19 protein-coding genes are annotated in these 23,720 nt (G+C 65.7%); 10 read left to right on the top strand and 9 right to left on the bottom strand.

Annotated features, from left to right (window positions below):
* Window positions 1-186 precede the first annotated feature (186 nt).
* The 8 genes from AB0M74_RS17110 (at window position 187) to raiA (ending at window position 9,835) form a co-directional block, all read left to right on the top strand.
* Window positions 187-1,290 (top strand): alkane 1-monooxygenase, encoded by a 1,104-nt coding sequence (locus tag AB0M74_RS17110; RefSeq protein ID WP_366527273.1) that lies wholly within the window; start codon window positions 187-189, stop codon window positions 1,288-1,290.
* A 136-nt stretch (window positions 1,291-1,426) separates the two neighbouring features.
* Window positions 1,427-2,911, top strand: coding sequence for an adenosylhomocysteinase (gene ahcY, locus AB0M74_RS17105; protein WP_366527198.1), 1,485 nt, complete (start codon window positions 1,427-1,429; stop codon window positions 2,909-2,911).
* A gap of 111 nt (window positions 2,912-3,022) precedes the next feature.
* Window positions 3,023-3,670 carry a dTMP kinase gene (locus AB0M74_RS17100; protein ID WP_366527197.1) on the top strand — a complete coding sequence of 216 codons (648 nt, stop codon included), beginning with the start codon at window positions 3,023-3,025 and terminating at the stop codon, window positions 3,668-3,670.
* 69 nt (window positions 3,671-3,739) lie between these two features.
* Window positions 3,740-4,426 (top strand): MtrAB system response regulator MtrA, encoded by a 687-nt coding sequence (gene mtrA, locus AB0M74_RS17095; RefSeq protein ID WP_366527272.1) that lies wholly within the window; start codon window positions 3,740-3,742, stop codon window positions 4,424-4,426.
* 74 nt (window positions 4,427-4,500) lie between these two features.
* Entirely contained in the window at window positions 4,501-6,240 is a 1,740-nt protein-coding gene (gene mtrB / locus AB0M74_RS17090) for an MtrAB system histidine kinase MtrB (RefSeq protein ID WP_366527271.1), read from the top strand.
* Window positions 6,241-6,245: 5 nt separating this feature from the next.
* Complete coding sequence (gene lpqB / locus AB0M74_RS17085; protein ID WP_366527196.1) at window positions 6,246-8,054, top strand: MtrAB system accessory lipoprotein LpqB; 1,809 nt, start codon at window positions 6,246-6,248, stop codon at window positions 8,052-8,054.
* 201 nt (window positions 8,055-8,255) lie between these two features.
* The gene (locus AB0M74_RS17080) at window positions 8,256-8,897 is read left to right on the top strand and encodes a ComF family protein (RefSeq protein WP_366527195.1); all 642 of its coding nucleotides are present in this window, start codon (window positions 8,256-8,258) and stop codon (window positions 8,895-8,897) included.
* Between the two features lie 230 nt (window positions 8,898-9,127).
* The gene (gene raiA / locus AB0M74_RS17075) at window positions 9,128-9,835 is read left to right on the top strand and encodes a ribosome-associated translation inhibitor RaiA (RefSeq protein ID WP_366527270.1); all 708 of its coding nucleotides are present in this window, start codon (window positions 9,128-9,130) and stop codon (window positions 9,833-9,835) included.
* A gap of 74 nt (window positions 9,836-9,909) precedes the next feature.
* Here the strand turns inward: raiA and AB0M74_RS17070 are convergent, their stop codons facing one another.
* From AB0M74_RS17070 to AB0M74_RS17060, 3 genes are read right to left on the bottom strand one after another with little or no spacing between them, the layout of a single operon-like run.
* Window positions 9,910-10,419, bottom strand: a complete 510-nt coding sequence (locus AB0M74_RS17070) for a hypothetical protein (protein WP_366527194.1) — start codon at window positions 10,417-10,419, stop codon at window positions 9,910-9,912.
* A 58-nt stretch (window positions 10,420-10,477) separates the two neighbouring features.
* Window positions 10,478-10,909, bottom strand: a complete 432-nt coding sequence (locus tag AB0M74_RS17065; RefSeq protein ID WP_366527193.1) for a hypothetical protein — start codon at window positions 10,907-10,909, stop codon at window positions 10,478-10,480.
* An 11-nt stretch (window positions 10,910-10,920) separates the two neighbouring features.
* Entirely contained in the window at window positions 10,921-11,625 is a 705-nt protein-coding gene (locus tag AB0M74_RS17060) for a helix-turn-helix transcriptional regulator (protein ID WP_366527192.1), read from the bottom strand.
* 323 nt (window positions 11,626-11,948) lie between these two features.
* Here AB0M74_RS17060 and AB0M74_RS17055 point away from each other — a divergent pair, with 323 nt between their 5' ends.
* Window positions 11,949-13,241, top strand: a complete 1,293-nt coding sequence (locus AB0M74_RS17055; RefSeq protein ID WP_366527191.1) for an acetyl-CoA C-acyltransferase — start codon at window positions 11,949-11,951, stop codon at window positions 13,239-13,241.
* A 10-nt stretch (window positions 13,242-13,251) separates the two neighbouring features.
* On the opposite strand, the gene bluB is transcribed toward AB0M74_RS17055, so the two are convergent.
* The 6 genes from bluB to AB0M74_RS17025 all read right to left on the bottom strand — a co-directional run bounded on the left by bluB (window position 13,252) and on the right by AB0M74_RS17025 (window position 20,179).
* Window positions 13,252-13,872 (bottom strand): 5,6-dimethylbenzimidazole synthase, encoded by a 621-nt coding sequence (gene bluB / locus AB0M74_RS17050; protein WP_366527190.1) that lies wholly within the window; start codon window positions 13,870-13,872, stop codon window positions 13,252-13,254.
* A 168-nt stretch (window positions 13,873-14,040) separates the two neighbouring features.
* A complete protein-coding gene (locus AB0M74_RS17045) occupies window positions 14,041-15,288 on the bottom strand; it encodes a fatty acid desaturase (RefSeq protein ID WP_366527189.1) in 1,248 nt (415 codons plus the stop codon).
* A gap of 99 nt (window positions 15,289-15,387) precedes the next feature.
* Window positions 15,388-16,800, bottom strand: coding sequence for a fatty acid desaturase (locus tag AB0M74_RS17040; RefSeq protein ID WP_366527188.1), 1,413 nt, complete (start codon window positions 16,798-16,800; stop codon window positions 15,388-15,390).
* A 79-nt stretch (window positions 16,801-16,879) separates the two neighbouring features.
* Window positions 16,880-18,037, bottom strand: a complete 1,158-nt coding sequence (locus AB0M74_RS17035) for a ferredoxin reductase (RefSeq protein WP_366527187.1) — start codon at window positions 18,035-18,037, stop codon at window positions 16,880-16,882.
* Between the two features lie 137 nt (window positions 18,038-18,174).
* Window positions 18,175-18,717 carry a hypothetical protein gene (locus AB0M74_RS17030; RefSeq protein WP_366527269.1) on the bottom strand — a complete coding sequence of 181 codons (543 nt, stop codon included), beginning with the start codon at window positions 18,715-18,717 and terminating at the stop codon, window positions 18,175-18,177.
* 40 nt (window positions 18,718-18,757) lie between these two features.
* Window positions 18,758-20,179: a wax ester/triacylglycerol synthase family O-acyltransferase gene (locus tag AB0M74_RS17025; protein WP_366527186.1), complete on the bottom strand. Its 1,422-nt coding sequence runs from the start codon at window positions 20,177-20,179 to the stop codon at window positions 18,758-18,760.
* A 687-nt stretch (window positions 20,180-20,866) separates the two neighbouring features.
* Between AB0M74_RS17025 and secA the strand changes: the two genes are divergently transcribed.
* Window positions 20,867-23,695, top strand: a complete 2,829-nt coding sequence (secA, locus tag AB0M74_RS17020; RefSeq protein ID WP_366527185.1) for a preprotein translocase subunit SecA — start codon at window positions 20,867-20,869, stop codon at window positions 23,693-23,695.
* The last annotated feature ends 25 nt before the right edge of the window (window positions 23,696-23,720 follow it).

The raw sequence follows: 23,720 nt of genomic DNA, 5'->3' as shown, positions 1-23,720 counted from the left end.
GAAGTTCCTTGAAAAGCAACTGCTAGGCATGTAACCGTTGACACTTTCGAGACCTTCCCGGTGTGGAATGGTCCGAAAGTCTGTATGTATTGTCAGGCGTCCGAATTGGGGTACTTACTTAGGTGGGCAAACGTGCATTCGGCTGGCAAACCGCCGGGGTCGCCGGACCCCAAACGCCATCTGTGGATTTTGGGTTTGATCGCTCCGTCCAGCGCACTGTTGCCATCACAACTGGTCCTGCACACCGGCGCGGTCGTGTTCTGGTGGGTGGGCCCGATCATCGTGCTGATCGTCATTCCGGTACTGGACCGGATGATCGGCGACGACGGCAACAACCCGCGTGACGAGGACTACGAACTGCTATCCAACGATCGCTACTACCGTTGGTGCACTTACCTTTTCTTGCCGATCCAGCTGATCGGACTCGGCATCGCCAGCTACATGTGGGCGGGTGACGAGCTGAGCGTTGTCGACAAGCTCGGGCTCGCGGCGACCTTGGGATTCGTCAGCGGCATCGGGATCAACGCGGCGCACGAACTCGGACATCGGGTCGAGCACATGGAGCGTTGGCTGGCCAAGATCGCGCTGGCGCAGTCGTGCTACGGCCATTTCTTCGTCGAGCACAACCGTGGACATCACGCCAGGGTGGCGACTCCGGAGGATCCGGCCAGCGCCAGAATGGGCGAGTCGCTCTGGGAGTTCTTGCCGCGCACCGTTGCAGGCGGGTTCCGCTCGGCGATCACCCTGGAACGCGAGCGCTTGACGCGCAAAGGTCACCGCTGGTGGAGCGTGCACAACCACATTCTGCAAGCGTGGTCGATGAGCCTGGCGCTGTTCGGTCTGCTGCTGGGCGTGGTCGGCTGGCGTGCGCTGCCCTGGTTGCTGCTGCAGGCCGTGATCGGGATCGCCCTGTTGGAGACGGTGAACTACGTCGAGCACTACGGGTTGCTGCGTGGGCGCAGGCCCAACGGGCTCTACGCACGATGCTCGCCGCGCGACAGCTGGAACAGCGACCGGCTGGTCACCAATATCTTCCTGTTCCATCTGCAACGTCACAGCGACCATCACGCCAATCCCGGCCGTCGATACCAGACCTTGCGCAGCTCGGTGCAGGCGCCGCAATTGCCTGCCGGATACGCCACGATGATCGTGTACGCGACGATTCCGCCGTTGTGGCGCGCTGTGATGGATCACCGAGTGCTCGCGCACTACGACGGTGACATCACCCTGGCGAACATTCAGCCACGCAAGCGCCGCCGGATTCTGTCGTCCTACGGAGTGACCGCATAATGGACCCTGCCGGACGAAGTCCGACCTTCGCCCACGCAGGGGGGAGCGAAGGCGAGGCAGCCGCATAGTCCAGGGGCTGATTCAGCGACTAGCCTTGCCTCGGTACTGACGAACCAGGAGAGGCTGATAGAGGCAGATGACGACCTCAGAACTTCCCGCACGCACGTCCCTGACCGCCGATGTCCGCAACGGCATCGACTACAAGGTGGCCGACCTGGCGCTGGCCGAGTTCGGCCGCAAGGAAATCCGCCTCGCCGAGCATGAAATGCCCGGTCTGATGGCGCTGCGCCGCGAATACGCGGAGGTGCTGCCGCTGAAGGGTGCGCGGATCTCCGGTTCGCTGCACATGACGATCCAGACCGCGGTGCTGATCGAAACTCTGGTGAGTCTCGGCGCGGAGGTGCGCTGGGCCTCCTGCAACATCTTCTCCACCCAGGACCATGCCGCCGCGGCCGTCGTCGTCGGTCCGAACGGCACCGTAGAGGAACCCAAAGGTACCCCGGTCTTCGCCTGGAAAGGCGAAACCCTCGAGGAGTACTGGTGGGCCGCCGAGCAGATGCTCACCTGGCCGGGTGAGCCCGCCAACATGATCCTCGACGACGGCGGCGACGCCACCATGCTCGTGCTGCGCGGTGCGCAGTTCGAGAAGGCCGGCGTGGTGCCGCCCGCCGACGAGGATCACTCGGCCGAGTACACGGTCTTCCTCAACCTGCTGCGCGAGCGCTTCGAGACCGACAAGACCAAGTGGGGCAAGATCGCCGACTCGGTGCAGGGTGTCACCGAGGAGACCACAACCGGCGTGCTGCGGCTCTACCAGTTCGCCGCCGCAGGTGAGCTGGTGTTCCCGGCCATCAACGTCAACGACTCGGTCACCAAGTCGAAGTTCGACAACAAGTACGGCACCCGGCACTCGCTGATCGACGGCATCAACCGCGGCACCGATGTGCTCATCGGCGGCAAGAAGGTGCTGATCTGCGGCTACGGCGATGTCGGCAAGGGCTGCGCGGAATCGCTTGCCGGACAGGGCGCCCGGGTACAGGTCACCGAGATCGATCCGATCAACGCGCTGCAGGCGCTGATGGACGGCTACGACGTCGTCACCGTCGAGCAGGCGATCGGCAACGCCGACATCGTCATCACCTCGACCGGCAACAAGGACATCATCACCCTCGATCACATGAAGGCGATGAAGGACCAGGCCATCCTCGGCAACATCGGCCACTTCGACAACGAGATCGACATGGCGGCGCTGGAGCGTTCCAGCGCAACGCGTTTGAACATCAAGCCGCAGGTCGACCTGTGGACGTTCAAGGAGTCCGGCAAGTCGATCATCGTGCTGTCGGAGGGCCGCCTGCTGAACCTGGGCAACGCCACCGGTCACCCTTCGTTCGTCATGTCCAACAGCTTCTCCAACCAGGTGATCGCGCAGATCGAACTGTGGACCAAGCCGGACGAGTACGACAACGAGGTCTACCGGCTGCCCAAGCACCTGGACGAGAAGGTCGCCAAGATCCACGTCGAGGCGCTCGGCGGCACACTGACCAAGCTCACCAAGGATCAGGCCGAGTACATCGGCGTCGACGTCGAAGGCCCCTACAAGCCGGAGCACTACCGGTACTGACGCCTCGTCGGCACTGAACACGCGCGGTGAAGAACATGTGTCCCGCCGACCCCAGCGGTCGGCGGGACACTGTCGTTCGGTGCCGAACACGGCGCATGTAGCCTCCTGACCATGGGCGTGTTGATTGCGGTGGAAGGCCTCGACGGTGCGGGCAAACGCACGCTGACCGACGCCGTCGTCGCGGTGCTCGCCGCACGGGGGCTGCGGACGGCCACGTTGGCCTTCCCACGTTACGGGCGTTCGGTGCATGCGGATCTCGCCGCCGAGGCGTTGCACGGCGGGCACGGTGATCTCGCGGCGTCGGTCTATGCAATGGCGTTGCTGTTCGCGCTCGATCGGGCCGATGCCCGTGACGAGTTGTCGAAACTCTTGGCGGACAATGACATCGTGATCTTGGACCGCTACGTGGCCTCGAACGCGGCCTACAACGCGGCCCGGCTGCACCAATCCATGGACGGCGAGATCGCGCGTTGGACAGCCGAATTGGAGTTCGGCAGGTTCGGCATGCCCGAGCCGACGCTGCAAGTGCTGCTGGACGTCTCGACGGAGGTCGCGGCCGAGCGTGCCCGCAGCCGAGGCGAACTCGACGACAGCCGCGCTCTCGATGCCTACGAACGCGACGGCGGACTGCAGCAGCGGACCCTGGAGGTGTACCGCGCGCTGGCCGAACGGGACTGGCACGGCCGGTGGTGGATATACCGATCCGATGACGATCCGGACTCACTGGCCTCGCGACTAGCCGAAATGGCAGGCCGATAAGGTTGGATGTGCCGCGGGATCCCACGAGTGTTGGCGTGGCGGCCCGATCCGAGCCGGAGAGATGACACCATAGTAATTATGAAGCCCAAGATTCTGGTCGTCGACGACGATATGGCGCTCGCTGAGATGCTCACGATCGTCTTGCGCGGGGAAGGGTTCGACCCGCATGTGGTCGGCGACGGTACGCAGGCGCTGGCGGCGGTTCGAGAGATCCGCCCCGATCTTGTGTTGCTGGACCTGATGCTGCCCGGCATGAACGGCATCGATGTATGCCGTGTGCTGCGGGCCGACTCCGGAGTTCCGATCGTGATGCTCACGGCGAAGACCGACACGGTCGACGTCGTGCTCGGTCTGGAGTCCGGTGCCGACGATTACATCGTCAAGCCGTTCAAGCCCAAAGAGCTTGTCGCCAGGGTGCGTGCCCGCCTGCGCCGCACCGAGGAGGAGCCCGCCGAGCTGCTGTCGATCGCCGACATCGTCATCGACGTGCCCGCGCACAAGGTGACGCGGGGCGGCGCGCAGATCTCGCTGACTTCGCTGGAGTTCGATCTGCTTGTCGCGCTCGCCCGCAAGCCCCGCCAGGTGTTCACCCGTGAGGTGCTGCTCGAGCAGGTCTGGGGCTATCGGCATGCCGCCGACACCCGCCTGGTGAACGTGCACGTGCAGCGACTGCGCGCGAAGGTCGAGAAGGATCCGGAGAACCCGGAGATCGTGCTCACCGTCCGCGGCGTCGGTTACAAGGCTGGACCCCCGTGATCGAAAGCGATGCCGATCGTTCGAACGATGGGGAAGGGATTGCCCAGCGTCTCGAACGATCGCTCGCACCGGTGATCGCCTGGTTCAAGGAGGTCGGCACCGCGCTCGGCCATGTGTGGCGTCGTTCGTTGCAACTGCGCGTCATCGTCTCCACACTCACCTTGTCGCTGATCGTCATCACGATCCTCGGCGTGGTGTTGACCAGTCAGATCACCGATCGATTACTCGACGCCAAGATCAACGCGGCGGTCGAGGAGATGGATCGCGCCCGTAACACGGTGGAGAACCAGCTCGCGGGCGTGCACGACATCGGTACCCAGCGGGAGCGCCTCGCCGACGCGCGCAACGCGCTGTCCAACCGTGGCGGCACCGGTCAGTCCAGTGGTGCGGCAGGCAGTTTCGACTCGGCGTTGAGCATCGTCGGCGGCACGCCGCTGCAGCAGATCGCGACCGGTCCGATCCAGGAGGTGCCGGAGGAGCTGCGCCGCTATGTCGAGCGCAACCAGGTCAGTTACCAGTTCGCCACGGTCTCCGACCCCGATGGTTACCGTGGCCGTGCGCTGATCATCGGCAGCCCGAGCGCCGAGATTCCGACGCTGCAGATCTATCTGATCTTCCCGCTGGCCAACGAGGAACGCAGCCTGTCGTTGATGCGCGGCACCATGATGATCGGCGGCATTGTGCTGCTGGTTCTCCTCGCCGCGATCACCGCGCTCGTCACCCGTCAGGTGGTGTTGCCGATCCGTTCGGCCGCGCGAATCGCGGGCCGTTTCGCCGATGGCAGGCTCAAGGAGCGCATGCTGGTGCGCGGCGAAGACGACATGGCGCGGCTGGCCCAGGCCTTCAACGAGATGGCCGAAAGCCTGTCCAATCAGATCACCCAGCTGGAGGAGTTCGGCAATCTGCAACGCCGCTTCACCTCCGATGTCAGCCACGAGCTGCGGACTCCGCTGACTACCGTGCGCATGGCCGCAGATCTGATCCACGGCAGCAGCGACGATCTCGACGCGGCACTCGCCCGCAGTGCCGAACTGCTTGTCACCGAGCTGGACCGCTTCGAGGGTCTATTGAACGATCTGCTCGAGATCAGCCGTCATGACGCGGGCGTCGCCGAACTCCAGGTCGAATCCCTCGACGTGCGGATGTGTGCGCGGGCCGCGATCTCGACCGTCCGGCATTTGGCCAAGGAGGCCGGCGTCGAGGTCGTGATCGATTTGCCGGAGGATCCACTGGTCGCCGAGGTCGATCCGCGCCGCATCGAGCGGGTGCTGCGCAATCTGCTCGCCAACGCGATCGACCACAGCGAGGGCAAGCCGGTGCTGATCCGGATGCGCGGCGATCTCGACGCCAATGCGGTCGCGGTGATCGTCCGCGATCAGGGCATCGGTCTGCGACCTGGCGAGGAGAAGCTCGTCTTCAACCGATTCTGGCGCTCGGATCCGTCGCGGATGCGTCGTTCCGGTGGCACCGGACTCGGGCTGTCGATCAGCGTCGAGGACGCCAACCTGCACGAGGGCAAGCTGGAAGCGTGGGGTGAGGTAGGCGTCGGAGCCTGCTTCCGGCTCACGCTACCGCTGGTGCGCGGCAAGAAGCTCGGTGCCAGCCCGCTGCCGCTCGAGCCTGCGTTGCGCAAGCACGCGCAGCTGCGTGCGGTCGGCGCCGTGCCAGGGAACGGCGAGGCCGAGCAGCCCGCGCCAGTAGTGCCGGAGCAGGAGCCGGTCGAGCGTGCCGAGGTAACGAACGGCGCGGGACCGCAGGTCGACCAGAGTGCCGTCGCCGACGCCGAAGCCGCCGAACCGGGGGACATACAGTGATGAGGATGCGTGCCTGGTCTCCGATGTCGCGCCGGCGGTCCGCGCTCGGTGCGGCCGCCATCGCGGCGTTGCTGATGCTGACCGGCTGCGCGAGCCTGCCGGAGTCCTCGGCGCCGCAGGCACTCGGCACCATCAACAGGGAGCCGACCAACGACGGACCGCCGCCGCCCATCGCGGGACGCGATCCCGACCTGCTGCTACGCGACTTCCTGCAGGCCACCGCGGACCCGACCAACCGGCACCTGGCCGCGCGGCAGTACATGACGCCGTCGGCGTCGGCGCAGTGGGACGACACCGCGAGTACGACGATCGTCGAGAAGACGGACACGCTGCGTGAATCTCGTGCCGGAGACAAAGCGACCTATGTGATCCGCACACACAAGATCGGTGAGCTGGCGCCGGACGGCGCCTATCGGGCAAACGACTTGCCATTGGAAAACAAGATCGAAATGTCGAAGGTCGACGGCGAGTGGCGCATCGACCAGCTGCCCGACGGCGTGATCATGGACCACTCCGCGTTCGCCAAGTCCTACCGGCGCTACGTGCTCTACTTCGTCGACCCCTCCGGCACTACCGTGGTCCCCGATCTGCGGTGGATCGCGGTTCCCAAGAATCAATTGGCCCAACGACTGGTGACTCTGCTCACCGAGGGCAGCGCGCCCGCACTGTCGACCGTGGTGCGCAACGAGCTGGCTCCGCCGGTCGCGCTGCGTAGTCCGATCACCAAGGCGGGCAGCGATCCCGGTGAAGTCGGCGTCGGGCTCGGCGGGGTGCGCCTCGACTTCGCGGGCGTCGCCAACCTGTCGCCTCGCGACCGCGAACTGCTCGCCGGGCAGGTGGTCCTCACGCTGTCGGGCGCGGACATCCTCGGCCCGTACATGCTGTTTGCCGACGGCAAACCGCTGGACGATCGATTCGCCGCCAACGGCTGGTCGGTCGCCGACGTCGACCATCTCAGCGTGGCGACACATACGCGGAATCGGATCGGCTTGCACGCCCTGCGCAACGGATCCCTCGTGCAGGTCACTGCCGACGGAATGGTCACCCCGCCCGGTTACTTCGGTGCCGTGAACAACTTGCAGTCGGTAGGGCTGTCGCCGGACGGTCAACTTGTCGCCGCCGTCGCCGATGCGGGCAGGCCGCCACCCGAACCGCCGCGCACGCTGATGGTCGGCAGCTACGGCGGCAATGCGTTCCCGGTCGCCGAGGGCACGACCATCAGCAGGCCATCCTGGAATGCCGACGGCAGTGCCGCATGGGCGGTCATAGACGGCGAACGGGTGATCCGTGCGGTCAACGACCGGGCCACCGGAACCGTGTCGGTACAGAATGTCGACATCTCGGCGCTCACCTCGGCGATTCCGGGCCTGACATTCCGATTGCCGATAACCGAACTGCGGATCTCTCGAACCGGGGTGCGCGCCGCGGTGATCGCCGACGGCAAGGTTTATGTAGCGGTCGTCGTCCCACAACCGAACGGCAAGTACGCCCTGACCTCACCGCTTCCGCTGGCTGTCGGACTGAGTACGGCCGCTGTCTCCGTCGACTGGCTAGGTGCCGACACCCTGCTCATCGCCCGCGCGGGCGATGTCGACCCGGTCAGCAGTGTGTCCGTGGATGGATCCCAACCGCTCCCGCAGACGAGTCAGAATCTGACCCCGCCGGTGCGGCTGGTGAGCGCGTCACCGGAACACCAGTACGTCGCGGATTTGCGCGCGGTATTGGAGTTGACCAGTAACCCCGGTGGTGGTGAGCCCTACTGGCGTGAGGTACCCGGTCTCGGCGCGAACGCCATTCCGGTCCTGCCCGGCTGATCGTCGCGGTTGTCAGGTCGCCTGCGTGCGCTCGAACGCTACCGGTAACCCGATCAGTGCTTCGGACCCCGGGTAGCGGCGTCCCGGTTGTGCTGGAACGGAATCGGTGACCAGCCGACGGGCCATCGCAGTGACAACGCTCGAATTACGTCGCGAGATCGGTCGATCGAACCTGTCGGTGGGTGCGCGCACACTCGGGTGATGCGGACACTGCTGGATCTTGTGCTGCCGTCGGTCTGCGCTGGATGCGGGGTGGTAGGGGTCGGTTGGTGCGCCGATTGCGCGGCTGTGCTGACACGCGGGCCGGTGCGGGTGCGGCCGCGTACCGAGCCTGGGGTGCCGTGTTGGGCCCTCACGAGATATGCGGGTCCAGGGCGGCGGGCGGTACTCTCGGCCAAGGAGCACGGGCGCCGCGACTTGGCGGAGCCGCTCGGCATGGCACTGTCGACTGCGTTAGCGCTATTGCGGGCCGATGGTCGGCCGCTGGTGTTGATTCCGGCGCCGAGCAGAAGTGTGGCCGCGCGCCGTCGGGGCGGAGATCCCGTGGTGCTTACGGCTCATGCCGCGGCGAGGTGGCTGCCCGATTGCCGGGTGGTACCGATGTTGCGGGTGTGGTGGGGCGTGCGGGATTCGGTGGGCTTGACAGCGAGTGGGCGGCGGCAGAATCTGCGGGGCCGAATCGTGGTGGCGCGCAGTCGCTGCGGCGGGATGATACCGGAGAATGCCGAGGTCGCGCTGGTCGACGACGTGCTGACGACCGGAGCCACCGCCTCCGAATCGGTCCGAATACTGGCCGGTAACGGGGTGCGGGTACACGCTGTGGTGGTGACGTGTGCTGCTTGACTCCGGGAAATTTGCGTGAACACTGGCGGACCGCCCGATGTCGTACTACCGTCGCGGTCACACACCCGAACCGGCAGTTTGGAGGTGGCGCCTCGGACATCAAGTGCCGAGAGATTGTCAATCGGCACGGCTCATCCCGCCGCACGTGCATCGGTTTGTGCGGCCATATCCGGGAGGTACGCGTGACGACTTCTTCACGACCTTCAGTGAAAGACGCCGATTCTTTGGTGCTGGATTCCGGCACCCAGGATCAGACAGAGCAACCCCCAGCGGACCGTCCTAGGACCCCTAGCGCGGACGTCGTTGTGAAAGGTCGCAACGTCGAAGTACCCGATCATTTCCGAATCTACGTCGCGGAGAAACTCTCCCGAGTCGAACGCTTCGATCCATCGATCTTCCTCTTCGACGTCGAACTCTTTCACGAACGAAATCGTCGACAGCGCAAGAGCTGTCAGCGAGTCGAGATCACCGCGCGCGGCAAGGGTCCGATCGTGCGGGCGGAGGCCTGCGCGGATAGTTTCTATGCCGCATTCGAATCGGTGACCGCGAAGCTGGAGAGCCGGTTGCGCCGGACCAAGGATCGGCGCCGAGTTCACTACGGCGACAAGACTCCGGTGTCCGTTGCCCAGGCCACCGCGGACCTGGTCGACGATTCTCTCTTCGTTCTCGACGACGGATCCACTACCGCGCACGCCCATCCCGAGGCTGAAGGCCGCCGTGCTTCCGAAACGTCGGAGGCAACGGACTACGCGGCAGGCCCCGGCCACATCGTCCGCACCAAGGTGCATGCCGCGACGCCGATGTCTGTCGATGACGCCCTCTACCAGATGGAGCTCGTCGGCCACGACTTCTTCCTCTTCCAGGACAAAGAGACCGACCGACCGTCGGTTGTCTACCGTCGTCACGCATTCGACTACGGCCTTATCAGGCTCGCGTAGTTACCGCGCTGCGCCTCTCCGGGTATTCAGCGCACCGAGTTGGATGCCCGGAGAACTGCGATGCGCGCGGTCGTTCACCGTCTGTCGCGGAAGAATGTCTTGTGTAGCAAGGATTCTCGGCGTTGGGGGCGCATGGCCTGGAGCATAACGAGGTCGGCGAAGGTTTCGGCGTCGCGCTCGCGGGTGGATTCGTAATCGCTGCGACCGAGGACGTGTGCGATGGATTCCGGGGAGATCGAGGGGAGCAGGTCGGCGATCACGGCGTAATTCTGCGTCGGAGGACGTGACGGTTCGGCGCCGTGTCCGAGCAGCATGTGCCCGAGTTCGTGCACGATGATGTGCTCGGCATGCCATTCGGTGGTGTCCGCGCCGTAGGCGATGATGTCGCTGTCGTGCTTGGCGATCCACAGGCCGCTGCCGGTGCCGCAGCCGGTGCCCGAGAGGATGGGGGTGTCGACGGGAAGCAGGGTTATCGTGCGGCCGCGATGAGCGGCGACGGTGTTCAGATAGGTCGGCAGATCCCACGGGTGAGGTATGGGGACGGTGCGGGAAAGTTCCCGAAATCGGTTGTCCAAACCGGCCATTCGATTCGATCTCCTACCTACAGCGGCACTACGGTTCCCGCCCCGGTAGGAGACGATATTACCGAGTCGGTGGCCCGAGTCGATCGGCGCTCTCGATGATGGTGGTGAGCGTGGCCGGATCGATGTCGGAACCGCGCAGTGCGATGCTGGCGACATTGGCGTCGCGCATGGTCGCGAGCAGCTCCAATTCCCGGTCGATCGCGACCGCGGCTTGCCCCGACGTGATCAGGTAGTCGGCGCTCACGCCGAAGCACTGGGCGATCGCGGCGAGCACGGTGGTATCGACCGCGGCGGCCGCTCCGTCGAATTCACCGCGGCGCAATCTGTCGATGTCACTCTCGCGGACCTCGCGCCGCAGTTGTTCGCTGACGTGCTCGGCCACCGAGGACGTACTGCGTTCGGGGGCCGAGCGTGGGTGCACGGTGGCGAACAGCCGGTTGATCTTCTGGCCGAGCGTGAGACTTGCTCGGGCTGCCGCGTCGTCGGTCATGTCCTTCACCCTCAGTGCCTGCCGTTCCGGATCGGTGTCGCACCATTGTTGGCTGCCAGCCAGCGGGCCCGAAACCGGGCCTCGGCGGTAGGGTCCATGTCCTCGGTCCGGCCTGCCAACCAGCGGCGATAGCGTCGCTCTTCGAACTCTGTCGGATCGTCGGCCTCGGCGGGCACCTCCAGCAGATGCGCAAATGCCATCTCGACGAGCGGATGCAGGTGCCTACCCGGCCCGCCGTTGCGTTCGAGCATCGCCGTCGCATAGCGCGCCGATAATCGGGAGACGACGGCGTTGAGGTCCGAAATCGCCGAGACCACATGGGGTTCGGTTGTTCGGCCGCGCTCGACGGCGTCGTTGAGTCGGCCGGCCGCCGCGAGCAGGCCGGTCAGGTCCGAGATTTCGAAGCGGATCGAATCGGGTCCCGACACGATCGATTCGTCGGATTTCGGCGCGTGCACGTCGATGTCCTGTGCGGCCGGGGTGCCGCCCGCGTAGGTGCGCGCGGCGCTGCCCGGCAGCCAGCGCAGGGGCGTGTCGAGTTTGTTGAGCGTGTGTGTGCTGATTGCCGAGTCGCCGTCTTCGATCTTCCTGATCGTCGGCGCCGAGGGCCCTCCAAGATCACCGATCTGCATCTGGGTGAGGCCGAGTTCATCCCGGCGCTCCTTGATGATTCGGCCGAAGCGCTTCTGTCGCGACAGCTCCGAAGGGCTCTGCATAGTGGGCCTCATGGTAGATCCAGCGTAGCCAAAAAGACAAGTTGATAGAAAATATTTGAAAAATCCATGAAAAAATTGCTACTGTTTCTTGGCGCCGAGTGGACGACGTCGGCCTTGCAAAGTGTCGGCTTTGGGTAGTTCCGGAACGAGCAGGGGCGTTCGCCGGGACTGGCGCCCGGTCTGTTGCGCAATGGCGCGCGGCAGACCGGCTCACCGGCGACGAACCGGCTCAGCGGCACTGGAGGGGATCGCTGAGCCGGGGCGTGGCGCAGGAACTTACCTTGGAGTAAGTTAGGGGGTCGAGGCTCTCGAAGGGAAAACCCATGGCTACCAAAGCTGCTCGCCGTGCTGTCATTGTTTCCGGTGCTCGGACGCCGTTCGTGCGAGCGTTCACCGATTACACGCGAATGGATTCGATCGCATTGGCGGATGCTTCGGTGCGGGGCCTGCTGGAGCGGACCGGGCTGCCGGGCGGGCAGGTGCAGGCCATTGTGTGGGGCGGGGTGATCCTGCCGAGCGTTGCGCCGAACATCGCTCGGGAGATCGCGCTGGATTTGAGGCTCGACGCCGGGTGCGAGGGGTACACGGTGACGCGGGCCTGTGCGTCCGGATTGCAGGCGGTGACGTCGGCGGTCGCGGCGATCGAGCGCGGCGAGTACGACATCATGATCGCCGGCGGCAGCGATTCCACCAGCAATGCCGAGGTGAAGCTGCCGCAGAAGGTGGTGCACGCGGCCGCGCCGCTCGCACTCGGCAAGCCGAAGCCGAAGGACTACCTGTCTGCGATCGCCCAGCTCGCGCCGTTCACCGATCTGCTGCCGAGCAGGCCGAAGATCGCTGAGCGCACCACCGGCGAGGTGATGGGGGAGTCGGCGGAGAAGATGGCCCGCATTCATGGCGTCAGCCGCGCCGACCAGGATGAATTCGCCGCGCGTTCGCACCAGCGTGCCGCCGCCGCCATCGAGTCGGGACGTTTCGACGACGAAGTGCTGCGGGTGCGCACCCCGGAGGGTGTCGAGGTGGCGCGTGACGGGTTGGTGCGCGGGGACACCAGCATCGAGAAGCTCGCGCGCCTGAAGCCGGTATTCGCCGCCGACGGCAGCGTCACCGCAGGCAATGCCAGCCCGCTCACCGACGGCGCCGCCGCGGTACTGCTGATGAGCGAGGAGAAGGCACACGAACTCGGCTACCGGCCGCTTGCCGCATTCCGTTCCTGGAGCTACGTGAGTGTCGACCCGACCGACCAGGTGCTCATCGGCCCCGCTATTTCCATGCCACGGGCCTTGGACAAGGCCGGAATGTCCTTGGGGGATATCGACTTCGTCGACATTCACGAGGCGTTCGCCGCCCAGACCCTGTCGGTGCTCGCCGCACTCGCCAGCGACGAATGGGCGAAGACCAGGCTCGACCGGGACACCGCGGTCGGCGCGGTCGACATCGACAAACTCAACGTGCACGGGGGTTCGGTCTCGCTCGGCCACCCGTTCGGCGCGACCGGCGCCCGCATGGTGACCACCATGGCCAACGAGCTCGCCCGCACCGGCAAGAGTGCCGCTCTCCTCGGCATCTGTGCCGCGGGTGGCATCGGCGCCTCGGCGGTACTCGAGCGCGTCTGAGCCCGGCTGCTCAGTGCCGGTAGGTCTCCTGGTGCACCGCGTCCGTCAGGGGACGTCCGGTGCGCCAGCCGAACCGTTCCAGATCGGGGACCCGCTGGAATTCGTGGACCGGGCCGACACAGAGCCAGGCGATCGGACGGATGCCGTCCGGGAGGCCGACGAGCTCGGTGAGGAATTCCGCGTCGTAGAACGACACCCAGCCGACGCCGACCTGCTCCGCGGTCGCGGCCAGCCAGAGGTTCTGGATCGCCAGAACCGCGGAGTAGACACCGGTTTCGGGGACGGTGCCCCGCCCTAGCACCTGCGGACCGCCGCGGTTGTGGTCGTAGGTGACCACGATGCCGGTGCCGCTTTCGGTAATGCCCTCGATCTTGATCGGCTCGAAGGTCGCCGCACGCTCCGGCGGTAGTGCATCCCGGAATTCGATCCGTTTATCCGCGACGTGGTCGGCGAACCTACGCAGAGTCACCGGATCTTGCACGACAACGAAGTCCCACGGCTGTGAGTTGCCGACACTCGGTGCCCGATGCGCGGCATCGAGAATTCGCCACAGCGTCGCATCGTCGACGACGTCTCCGATGAACTCCGCACGCACATCCCGACGCAACCGGATAGTGTCGTACACGCTCAAATGATCAGCACACACGGGCCCAGTCAACCAGCAGCGAACCGCCACCCGCACCCGGGACGCGGGTTGTCTCCGCGTCGACGGTTGCCTGCGGGATATGAGGTGCGTCGGTCGATCAGCGCCGCGGTCGAGGCAGTCGCCGAGGGGAAGGCGAACGGTATGGGCTGCCGATCAGCCGATGGGTACGGCGCGACGGGTGAAACGACGACGGCTCTCGGTGAGAGCTGTGCGCAGGCCCCGGCGCTTGCCGGTGATCGGGTCGATCGTCGGCAGGGTGTCACCCTCGAACTTGCGCTCCGAGGCGGTCTCGGGGGCATCGTCGGTGGTGGCGCGCAGGTACTTGTTGGGCAGCGCCAGCTTGAGGATGGTCCGCCAGGACTTGAAGTACTGCACCGGCATCGAGCCGGTGGTGTAGGGCAGGTCGTACTTTTCGGCGAGGGCACGCACCTTCACCGCGATATCGGCGTAGCGGTTGCTCGGCAGGTCCGGGAACAGGTGGTGCTCGATCTGGTGGCTCAGGTTGCCGGTCATGAAATGCATGAGGGGGCCGCCGGAGATGTTCGCGCTGCCCAGCATCTGGCGCAGGTACCACTGGCCCTTGGATTCACCGTCGATATCGGCCTTGGTGAACTTCTCGGCGCCGTCGGGGAAGTGTCCGCAGAAGATCACCGCGTTGGTCCAGACGTTGCGGACCATATTGGCGGCGATATTCGCGGTCAGCGTCGAGAGGAACGCGGGACCGGTCAGCAGCGGGAACAGCAGATAGTCCTTGCCGACCTGCTTGCCGATCTTCAACAGCACCTCGCGGCGCTTGACCTCGAACTCGGCGCGCTCGGGTGAGCCTTCCTTGTACCGACCCACCTTGCCGAGTTCCAGATGCTGGACCGCGACGCCGTATTCGAAGAACAGCTGCAGCAGCAGGTTGTAGACGGGGTTGCCGATGTTGAACGGCTTCCAGCGCTGGTCGCGGGTGACGCGCAGCAGCCCGTAGCCGATGTCGTCATCCATGCCGAGCACGTTGGTGTACTTGTGGTGCAGGTAGTTGTGCGTCTGCTTCCAGTGCTTGGACGGTCCGGTGTTGTCCCATTCCCACGAGCTGGAGTGAACCTCGGGATCGTTCATCCAGTCCCACTGGCCGTGCATGACGTTGTGCCCGATCTCCATGTTCTCGATGATCTTGGCGGTGCTGAGCAGAACGACGCCCGCCAGCCAGGCCGGCGGCAGGAAGCTGGCGAACAGTACCGCGCGGCCACTGATTTCGAGGGCGCGCTGCAGTCGGATGACGTTGCGAATGTACTGCGCGTCGCGCACGCCGCGCGAGGCTTCGATATCGCGGCGGATCGCGTCGAACTCCGCGCCGAGCGCTTCTACATCGGCTTCGGTGAGGTGTGCGTATTCCTTGACATCCGAGATCGCCATGGCGGTTACAGTACCGTAAGTTACGAGACCGTAGGTTGCGGGATCGGGCCTCTGAATGTGGCAAATCCCCCATTGCAGGGATCGGGAGGAGCTGCTATATCAACGCTTGCGCCGAATGCGGCGTAACGCCCGCTCCCGCACGGCTTTCCGACGCAGGGTCGCCTGTTCCTGCCTGGCCTTTTCCTGCAGCGCCACCTTGGCCTCGCGCAGTACTTCCTTCTCGTGCCGTGCCTTCTCCTTCAGCACCACTTTGGCCTCGTTCAGCGCCGAACGCAGACCGCGTCGCTGGCCGGTCTCAGGGTCGACGGGCAGCCAGTGCGTCTCGTTCCACCGGTCTGCCCACCGCTCGGTGTTCGGCATCGACGGCATGGTCGGCATGGAGATGCCCGCGAACTTGCGCTCCGAGGAGGTTTCGGGGGCATCGTCGGCGGTGCGGCGCAGGAACCGGTCCGGCAACGCCAGCTTGTGGATGGTCCGGAAGGCGAGCAGGTACTGCTTGCCGAGCGAGCCGGTGGTGTAGGGCAGGTCGTACTTGTCGCACAGCTCGCGAACGCGCACCGCGACCTCCGAGTACCGATTGCTCGGCAGATCGGGGAACAGGTGGTGCTCGATCTGGTAGCAGAGGTTGCCGCTCATGAAGGCCATGACCGGACCGGCCTTGAAGTTGGCGCTGCCGAGCATCTGCCGCAGGTACCATTCGCCGCTGGTCTCGCCCTCGAGCTGCTCGACGGTGAATTTCTCTGCGCCGTCAGGGAAGTGGCCACAGAAGATCACTGCGTAGGCCCATAGGTTGCGCACGAAGTTGGCCGTCGCGTTGGCCTTCAGCGTGCTCTTCCACGCGGGGCCGGTGAGTGCCGGGTAGAACACGAAGTCCTTGGCCACCTGACGGGTGATCTTGCGGGCGAACTCCTTGTTCGGCTCCGACATCAGGTGCTTGGGCGTGCCGGACAGCTGCTTTTCGATGTCCCAGTCGTGCAGCGCGATGCCCCACTCGAAGGTGGCGGCGAGCAGAACGTTCGCGAACGGCTGGACCAGGTGGATCGGCCGCCACTCTTCGTCGCGGGTCATTCGCAGAATGCCGAAGCCGAGGTCCTCATCCTTGCCGAGCACGTTGGTATAGGTGTGGTGGGAGTAGTTGTGTGCCCGCCGCCATTGCGACGACGGCCCGGTCATATCCCATTCCCACGAACTCGAGTGGATCTCCGGATCGTTCATCCAGTCCCACTGCCCGTGGCTGATGTTGTGGCCGAGCTCCATGTTCTCGATGATCTTCGCGACCGACAGCAGAGCCGTGCCGCCGAGCCACGCCCAACGGTTGCGGCTGCCGAACAGCACCGCGCGGCCGGCGACTTCGAGCGCACGCTGCGCGGCAATGGTGCGGCGAATGTACTTCGCGTCACGTTCACCGCGCGACAACTCCACCGAGCGGCGAATCGAATCGAGCTCCTGCCCCAGTGTTTCGATGTCCGCGGCCGTGAGATGGGCGAACGTCTTGATGTCGGTGATGGCCACCGGGGTCCTTTCGCTGCTGGAATTACCTCGAGGGTACCTGGCGGCTGCTCCGGCTACGGTGCGCTCGCGGTGCCCGTTGTTACACGTCGAGTGTGCAGTCGCCCGCCGCGGCCGAGATGCAGGTCTGCACCTTGTCGCCCTCGCGGCGCTCGTCACCGTTGCGCAGATCGCGCGTATGTCCGGAAGTTATCGTCACCACGCAGGTTTGGCAGATGCCCATCCGGCAGCCGAAGGGCATTTGGACCCCGGCCGACTCGCCTGCCTCCAGGAGGCTGGTCGCGCCGTCGACCTCGGCGCTGCGGCCGGTCTTCCCGAAGGTCACCGTGCCACCCTCGCCGACCGCGGAGCGCTCGATTTCGAAGCGCTCCACGTGCAGTCGATCGGCGATGTTCGCATCGCGCCAATGGTGTTCGATCTCGTCGAGCATCGCGGCCGGGCCGCAGGCCCAGGTCTGCCGCTCGCGCCAATCGGGGAACTGCTCGTCCAGTGCGGTGAGGGAGAACTTGCCCTGCTCGCTGGTGAGCTGCAGATGGGAGGAGAAGCTCGGGTGCCGATCGTGCATATCGCGCAGTTCCGCGCGGAACATCACGTCGTCGTCGGTGCGCGCGGAGTGCACGTGCACAACGTCGGTCACCCGGTCGCGACGATCCATGGCCCGCAACATCGACATGACGGGGGTGATACCGCTGCCCGCGGTGAGGAAAAGCACCTTCTCCGGCGGCGGGAAGGGCAACACGAAGCCGCCCTGCGGCGCGGCGAGCCGCACGATGGTGCCCGCGGCGACGCCGCTGACCAGGTGGCTGGACAAGAAGCCCTCCGGCATGGCCTTGACCGCGATGGTGATCAGCCGCTTGCTGCCGTGTTCCGGGTCGGTCCAGTTCGGCGGGCAGGTGAGCGAGTACGACCGCCAATGCCAGCGGCCGTCGATCAGGATGCCGATGCCGATGTACTGACCCGGCTCGTACTTCCAGTCGAATCCCCAGCCGGGCTTGATGACCAGGGTTGCCGAATCGGCAGTTTCCTTGCGCACCTCGACGATTCGCCCGCGCAGCTCGCGTGCCGACCACAGCGGGTTGGCCAGATGCAGGTAATCATCGGGCAGCAGGGGGGTGGTGACCCGGGCGACGGCGCCGCGCAAGACGTTCAGCCGTCCACCGCGCTCGGCGACCTCGGCGGCCGGTGCTTCCAGCCACTCCCGAACACCCCGCACCGAGAATCCCCCTTTTTTCAAGACCATCGCTGCCGTTCGTCTCCCTGTCGTAGTGGCCGCTGTCACGGCCGCCTTGCAGTCAGGTTACGGCATCGTAGGTTCGAGCGGGGATCGGCAGGTTCGATAGGCGATCTAGCTGCGCGGGCCTCGCACGAGGGTGTCGCTCACAGCAATTCGAGCAGGAAGGGCAGCTCCTGCGCGGCGTACCAGGCGAGCTGGTGGTCTTCGGCGTCGCCGAGCACGAACTCGGCATCGGTGTCGCCGAGGTCGGCGGCGTCGACGACATCGACGGCCTTGGCGACCTGGGGCTCGGCCTCGGCGAGGTCGACGTGCACCGAGGCGATCTGGTCGTAGCCGATGGGACCGGTCAATCGCACCACGGCGTCATCGAGGTCGGAGCGCAGTTTCGCGCCGAGCACATCGGCGGCGATCACCGCGCGCCGGTATACCGGGCTGTGGCTGTGGCTGTGCGTGGCCGTCGGCTCGGCGTCGGCACCGTCGGCCGGGTCGTAGTCCGCCGATTCCGCGGGCTCCTGGCGTTCGGCGGCGAGCAGCCGCAGCGAAGCGCGGGCGGCCTCACCCATCGCGACCTCGGCCAGTTCGTCGTCGTCGCCGGAGGCATAGGCCTCGCGTAGCGCGGGTGTCACCGCGAAAGCGGTGCCGCTGACCGCGCGCAATTCCCGGTTCGCCACCAGTTCGCGCAGCATCGGCACCGTCGCGGGGATGTAGACCCGCAGCTTGTTCTGGTCAGATACAGGCACCGAGCATCTCCTCCATGGACTCGTGCACCGACGCGGCCAGCACGCCGATGTCGGCCATCGCGTCGCGGTCGGCGTTGAGTCCGTAGAAGACGCGCCCGTCGTAGGACGTGATCCCGATACTCGAGGCCTGATTGCGTAGCAGCGGCGACACCGGATACATCTCCAGCATCCGCGCGCCACCGATGAACATCGGCGTCTGCGGACCCGGCGCGTTGGTGATCACCAGATTGAACGTGTGCTCTGCGAACGTACTCGCCGCCCGCACGCTCATCGCATGCAGGCTGGCCGGAGCGAACCCGGCCAGGTGCACCAGCGTGCGCGCTCTGACTCCGCGCCGCTGCTTGCCGGTGGCGTCGGTCGCGTGCGAGATGTGCGACAGCCGCATCACCGGGTTCGGTTCGCCGACCGGCAGATCGATCAGGAACGAGGACACCTCGCTGGCAGACTGCGGCTGGTCGCCGTCGACGCCCTCGACGTACACCGACATCGGCACCACCGCGCGCAGCACCGTCGACTCGGTAAGCGCCTCGCCGCGCGACAGCAGCCAGTTACGCAGTGCGCCGGTGACCACCGCGAGGATGGCGTCGTTGATCGAGCAGTCGAAGCGCTTGCGGATCTTGCGGTAGTCCTCGAGGTCGGTCTGGACGACATCGAACCGGCGGTTGCGGGAGGTCTTGGCGTTGAGCGGGCTGTCGGGCGCGCCCGCGGTCGCCACGCGCACCGCCGACACGACCGAGTCCACCGCCTTGCCCGCGGCCCCGATCACCGCGAACGCGCTCGCGCTCGCATGGCGGGCCACCTCCAGTGCCTCGCGCGGCTGCGCGGCCAGATGGGTCACGGCGCCGACGAACAGTTCCATCTCGTTGGGTTCGCGCGGCGCGTGCCAGGCGTCGTCGGCGAAAGCGCGTGGTGAGGCGCTGGCATCGAGGATGACGTGTCCGATCTCCAGTGCGGTTTCCCCGTCGACGAGCGCCGAATGCGTTTTGGTGAAGATCGCGCGCCTGCCGTCGGAAAGACCCTCGATCAGGTACATCTCCCACAATGGCCTGCTCTGGTCCAACGGCCGCGAGGCGAGCCGTGCCACCAGGTCGTGCAGCTGCTCGTCGGTGCCGGGACCGGGCAGCGCCGACCGTCGAATGTGGTAGGTGATGTCGAAGGCGCTGTCCTCCACCCAGACCGGGCGTCCCAGCGCGAACGGGATCTCGCGGACCTTGCGGCGATAGCGCGGCACCAGCGCGAGCCTGGCCTCGACGAGATCGACCAGCCGGTCGTAGTCGAGTGCGGGTTCGTCGGATCCGGGAGTGGGGTCGGTGTTTCGGACGATCGCGAGAGAGCCGATATGGATCGGATTGCTACTCGACTCGAGCCGATAGAACGCCGCGTCCTGCGGCGACAATCTCGTGATCACGCTGCCCGGTGCTCCTTCCGACGCCTTGGTCGACGCCGATTGTGTTCACTCCACAACGGTTCGCCTCTTCCCCTGTGGCACATCCAGCGAAACCGGCACACCTCTTCTACCCTGTCCGGGTCGGTGGCAGGCTGCGCCGACCCGAGCTCGGTGAACTCGATTCGATCACAAGGGGAAGGGTTGTGCACAGCAGACGGGCGTCACTGTCCGGCTCCGCATCAGCTGCGCTGCCCTGCCGACATTGCATGTCGTCTCCTCGCGGGCAGACCGTTACCAGGGGTGGGTCCGCGCGGGGACGATAGACGGCTTACATCGTACGACATCGGGACTGGAACAGGTTCCGTAGCAATTCGATTCGCTGAAAGTTCGCTGGGGCCGTGGTTCGGGACAGATGCGCCGACCTGCGCGTGCGACCAACTGTGGTACCCGACCGTGCCTGGGAGGTGTGCCGCGCGGCGGGTACGGTGGCAAGTAACGGGCGGGACCATATGGCGGGGCCGGGGTGAGGCAGCAGAACGCTGCTCGTCGACGCTTACCATGGGTGCCGCATTACCATGAAGCGTGCTGCGGATTCCGTCATACCCGGCGGGCCCGTGCGCACCGGCCCGGCCGGGCTCCGCACACGGGCCTGACGCGGGCGGCGGCCGACAACACGATGACACACCGACCAGAGGACTGACGAGACTCGTGCCTGCGCTGACACTGACGAGGTTGCTACGGATTGGTGAGGGTCGGACGGTCAAGCGCCTGGCCCATCTCGCGGACGAGGTTATCGCGCTCGGCTCGGAGATCGAGCTGCTCACCGACGCCGAGCTGCGGGCCAAGACCGACGAGTTCAGGGAACGCTACGCCGACGGCGAGTCGCTGGACGATCTGCTGCTCGAGGCGTTCGCCGTCGCGCGCGAGGGCTCCTGGCGAGTGCTGAACCAGAAGCACTACAAGGTGCAGATCATGGGTGGCGCGGCGCTGCATCTGGGCAATATCTCCGAGATGAAGACCGGTGAGGGCAAGACGCTCACCTCGGTGCTGCCCGCCTACCTGAACGCGATCAGCGGCGACGGCGTGCACATCGTCACCACCAACGACTACCTCGCCAAGCGCGACTCCGAGTGGATGGGTCGGGTGCACCGCTTCCTCGGTCTCGAGGTCGGGGTGATCCTGTCCGGTATGACGCCTGCGCAGCGGCGCACGTCCTACCACGCCGACATCACCTACGGCACCAACAACGAGTTCGGGTTCGACTACCTGCGCGACAACATGACGCACTCGCTGGACGATCTGGTGCAGCGCGGCCACAATTTCGCCGTCGTCGACGAGGTCGACTCCATCCTCATCGACGAGGCGCGCACCCCGCTGATCATCTCGGGTCCCGCGGACGCTTCCAGCAAGTGGTACGCCGAGTTCGCCAGGATCGCGCCGCTGCTGAAGAAGGACCTGCACTACGAGGTCGACATCAAGAAGCGCACGATCGGCGTGCACGAGGCAGGCGTCGAGTTCATCGAGGACCAGCTCGGCATCGACAACCTCTATGAGGCTGCCAACTCGCCGCTGGTCAGTTACGTGAACAACGCCATCAAGGCCAAGGAACTCTACGCTCGCGACAAGGACTACATCGTCCGTGACGGCGAGGTGATCATCGTCGACGAGTTCACCGGACGCATCCTGGTCGGCCGTCGCTACAACGAGGGCATGCACCAGGCGATCGAGGCCAAGGAAGGCGTCGAGATCCAGCCGGAGAATCAGACCCTGGCCACGATCACGCTGCAGAACTACTTCCGCCTCTACGACAAGCTCTCCGGCATGACCGGCACCGCGGAAACCGAGGCGGCCGAGCTGCACTCGATCTACGCCCTCGGCGTGGTGCCGATCCCGACGAACAAGCCGATGGTCCGCGCGGACCAGTCGGACTTGATCTACAAGACCGAAGAGGCCAAATTCGCCGCGGTCGTCGATGACGTCACCGAGCGGCACGAAAAGGGCCAGCCGGTGCTGATCGGTACCACCAGCGTCGAACGCTCGGAGTACCTGTCCAAGCAGTTCACCAAGCGCGGTATCCCGCACAACGTCCTGAATGCGAAGTTCCACGAGAAGGAAGCCGAGATCATCGCCGAGGCCGGTCGGCCCGGTGCGGTGACCGTGGCGACCAATATGGCCGGTCGTGGTACCGACATCGTGCTCGGCGGCAACCCGGACATCATCACCGACATCATCCTGCGCAAGGAGGGCCTCGATCCGGTCGAGACGCCGGAGGAGTACCAGGCCGCGTGGCTGCCCACGCTGGAGCGGGTCAAGGCGACGACCTCCGACGACGCCGAGACCGTGCGTGACGCGGGCGGGCTGTACGTGCTCGGCACCGAGCGGCACGAATCGCGGCGTATCGATAACCAGCTGCGTGGTCGTTCCGGCCGCCAGGGTGACCCCGGCGAGTCCCGCTTCTACTTGTCGCTGGGTGACGAGCTGATGCGCCGCTTCAACGGCGCGGCGCTGGAAGCCATCATGACGCGGCTGAACCTGCCCGACGATGTGCCGATCGAGGCGAAGATGGTCTCCAAGGCGATCAAGAGCGCGCAGACCCAGGTCGAGCAGCAGAACTTCGAGATCCGCAAGAACGTGCTCAAGTACGACGAGGTGATGAACCAGCAGCGCACGGTCATCTACGGCGAGCGCAACAGGATCCTGCGCGGCGAGGACATGGAGGGCCAGGTCCAGAGCATGATCACCGACGTGATCAGCGCGTATGTCGACGGAGCCACCGCCGAGGGCTATGTGGAGGACTGGGATCTGGACAAGCTGTGGGCGGCGTTGAAGACGCTGTACCCGGTGGGCCTCGACGTCAAGGAGCTGACCGGTGAGACCACGGTCGGTGAGGCGGGTGACCTGACCAGTGAGGAACTGGCCGACGCACTGCTCGACGACGCGCATGACGCGTACGAGAAGCGCGAGCAGGAGATCGACGGTCTCGCAGGCGACGGCAGCATGCGCAATCTCGAACGCCAGGTGCTGCTTTCGGTGCTGGACCGCAAGTGGCGCGAGCACCTCTACGAGATGGACTACCTCAAGGAGGGCATCGGCCTGCGCGCGATGGCGCAGCGCGACCCGCTCGTCGAGTATCAGCGCGAAGGCTTCGACATGTTCTCCGCGATGCTGGAGGGTCTGAAGGAGGAATCGGTCGGGTTCCTGTTCAACCTGCAGGTCGAGGTCCAGCAGCCGCAGCCGGAGGGAGTTTCGGTGGACACCGGCCTGCGCTCGCCGGTCGGTGCGATGTCGGCTCCCCGTCCGCTGCCTACCCAGCAGGCCCCCGTCCCCAACGGTGCACCGGCTGCGCTGCGTGCCAAGGGCATCGACGATTCCGGCTCTCGCGGCTTCCACTACTCGGGCCCTGCCGAGGATGGACGCGCCCAGGTGCACGACGACTCCGAGGAGTACGGCGACGGCAGCACCCGCCGTGAACGTCGGGAGGCGGCCCGCGACCAGGCCAAGCCGAAGCGCGCCCCGAAGACCCGCCGCAGGCACTGACGGCCGCAATCGGAACCGAATTGCA

The sequence above is a fragment of the Nocardia sp. NPDC051463 genome (assembly GCF_040681975.1).
GTDB lineage: Bacteria > Actinomycetota > Actinomycetes > Mycobacteriales > Mycobacteriaceae > Nocardia.
This window is presented reverse-complemented; position numbering and strand designations above follow the sequence as displayed.